General features: G+C 59.0%; 1 protein-coding gene. It reads right to left on the reverse strand.

Annotated features, from left to right (window positions below; genetic code table 11):
- Nucleotides 1–2594, reverse strand: a 2594-nt coding sequence (locus AC2VNK_RS08820) for a DEAD/DEAH box helicase (RefSeq protein ID WP_486883501.1), incomplete at its 3' end; no start/stop codon positions are given.
- Nucleotides 2595–2608: the final 14 nt, after the last annotated feature.

The raw sequence follows: 2608 nt of genomic DNA on the forward strand, positions 1-2608 counted from the left end.
GTGGCATTTTTGACCTGACGGAGCAGTCGGGAACGCGGTCCACCACTGATCAGGTGGTCGGTGCGGGCTTTCCCCTTAGGCTCTGGCCGCTTGCCGAAAATCAAAGTTTTCGCCGTTTCCAGTGATTCGTCGGCGGCGAAGGCCCAACGGTCATTGAGGGCGGCGTAGGCGCTGTTTCGGGCCTTGTCTTGCTCAACGGCATCCAGATAGCGGCTTTCCAGACAAAGGCCACGACGCATGACGTCAAAGACGATTTGGCAGAGCGCCGCGCGATGGGGTCCACTGAGGGCGGACAGTTTGGCGTTCTGGGCAAAGAGACTGTCTGTGGCGCTGAATTCGTTCAGACCGCGATAACGGATGTCGATCAGGCCGAGCTGGTCGAGATTGGGGTTGTTGAACCGCCAGCCCCGGCGCAGATCGCGGAGCAGACGGTAACCGATGATGAAGCGCAGTGTTCTTTGCGCTTCCTGCCGTGCCAAGCCCATGAGTTTGGGGTTGCGCAGATATTCGACCAGCGTGGCCTCGTTGATCTGATCAAATCCCAGGGCTTTGAATACGGCATCGGCCAGTTGTTCCTCGTTGAGCAGGCCGCTACCGTTTTGCAGTGCGCCGATGAGGCCGGAACGCAGCGTCAGCAGAAAAATGAAGTCGTTGAAATGCCCCGCCTGTAAAGCGGCGTCCTGCCGGTTGTCCGTAAACCCCAGCAGCTTGCGCGGGTCGGCGCGACCAGCCAAAGGCTCAGGAGCACTGAAGAGCAAACGGAGGGCGCTGAGGGTGAGCATGGTGGTCGCCGAGGAACGGCCCTCACCGGAAAGGCTCGCGAGGCGGTTGATGTCTTTGCCGTGGGCCTCATGGACCTGACCGCATTTCAGACAAAAGCGGAATTTGCCGGGCATGTGCCAGTAACGCTCGCCACGCCCTTCCTGTCCCTGGGCATTGACGAGCACCGGTTGCGGGATCGCCTTTTTGTAGTTTTGCCGGACCTTCACCTCGTCACGGGTAAAATCGAGCCAGTTTTCCGGCAGGTCCTCCAGTTGACCTTGGTATTGCTGATCGGCACGGATTGGGCAAAGAAAGCCATAGACGGTATCTTCATTGTCGTCGGTGCTAATGTCGTCAATTTCGCGGGGCCGATAGCCTGCCGAATCATTTTTGGAATGCCAGACCGGGTGGTATTCCTGACCGCAGTCCCGGCAAAAATGGGCCGGATAGAGTTCCACCCCTTCCGCTTGCCGGTCGGGGGCGAAGCGCTGGGCGTCGAGGGTTACGTCGCGGGTACCAGAGGCTTCCAATGTAGTGAGCACCTTGCCGGGGCCGCTGATGAACTGATGCAGTTTGAAGGCGAAAGGGGGGCGTCCCTGGGGCGTGTGGATCTCATGGGCGGCCAGCAGGAAGCGCTGCAAAGCGCTACGGCTCTCCTCCACGGAACAGCCGCTGTCTGCCGCCAGCTTTTCGCTGGCCGTTTTAACATTCATGGGTTGTGCGCGGCGCGGGGGTTCATTTTCACGCAGTTCGATACCCAGATTCAGTTCCACCCAAATGACCAAGGGGTCTGCCTGAAAAGCGGGGAAATCGGCCCAGCTATGGTGTTCCCGGCTTATGGCGGCATGCAATGCGGCTTGAATGGCGGCGACGTCCTTGAGGGGGTCCGTCACCCGTTCCAGCGTTTCGCCAATCACGTCATGCCCTGATATCCGGGTGCCAAAGAGCTTGCTGGCCACGTCAGCGACCGTGTTGTTGCGATCTGCCTGGGCGTCCATGCTGGACATGGTGGCGGAAGTGCCTATGCACACGAGATGATGGGCCTGCAGGCGTTCGCGCAGGCGGCGCACCAGCAAAGCCACGTCGGCGCCCTGACGCCCCCGATAGGTGTGCAGTTCGTCAAGAATCAGAAACTCCAGCCCATGGCAATGTTCGACGACGCGGCGGTCGTCCTGATCAAAACGGGTGAGGATGAGTTCCAGCATCATGAAGTTGGTGAGGAGAATGTCGGGCGGGTTGTCCGCTATGTTTTTGCGTTCAGCAGAGGATTCTTGTCCTGTGTAACGGGCGACGGTGAAGGGCTGCTGGTCGGCGGCATAGCCGTACAGGAATTTGTGGAGTTCTTCCAATTGGCTGTTGGCCAGCGCGTTCATGGGATAGATGACGATGGCGCGGGTGCGCGCAGGCGTGTTTTCCTCTTCCGCCTCCTTCTCCTTCAGTATCCGGTCGATGACCGGGACGAAGAAGGAGAGGGATTTGCCGGAGCCTGTGCCCGTCGTGACCACATAGCTTTGCCGCTGTTGGCCTTTGGCCAATGCCTGCTCCTGATGGGTATAGAGCTGGAGCGGCTGTGGCCGACCTTCCGCTTTGTCCACCTGGAAAATTTCGGCGCAGTCCCGGTGCAGAAGACCTTCTCTGACCAACTCCTGGACCGAGTGTCCGCGCTTGTAGTTGGGGTTAATCTGGATGAGGGGTTCCGGCCAGTAGCGGCCCTGGTCATATTCGCGCTGCACCCTTTCGCGGATGTCCGCGGCGTCAATACGCGCAAAGCTGCGGGAAAAGGTACTGTATTCTTCTATGAGTTGTTCGCGAAAATTGAAGACGTTTTCCATAGGTTACCGTTGTT

This window comes from Acidithiobacillus sp. TH-A35 (genome assembly GCF_057473505.1).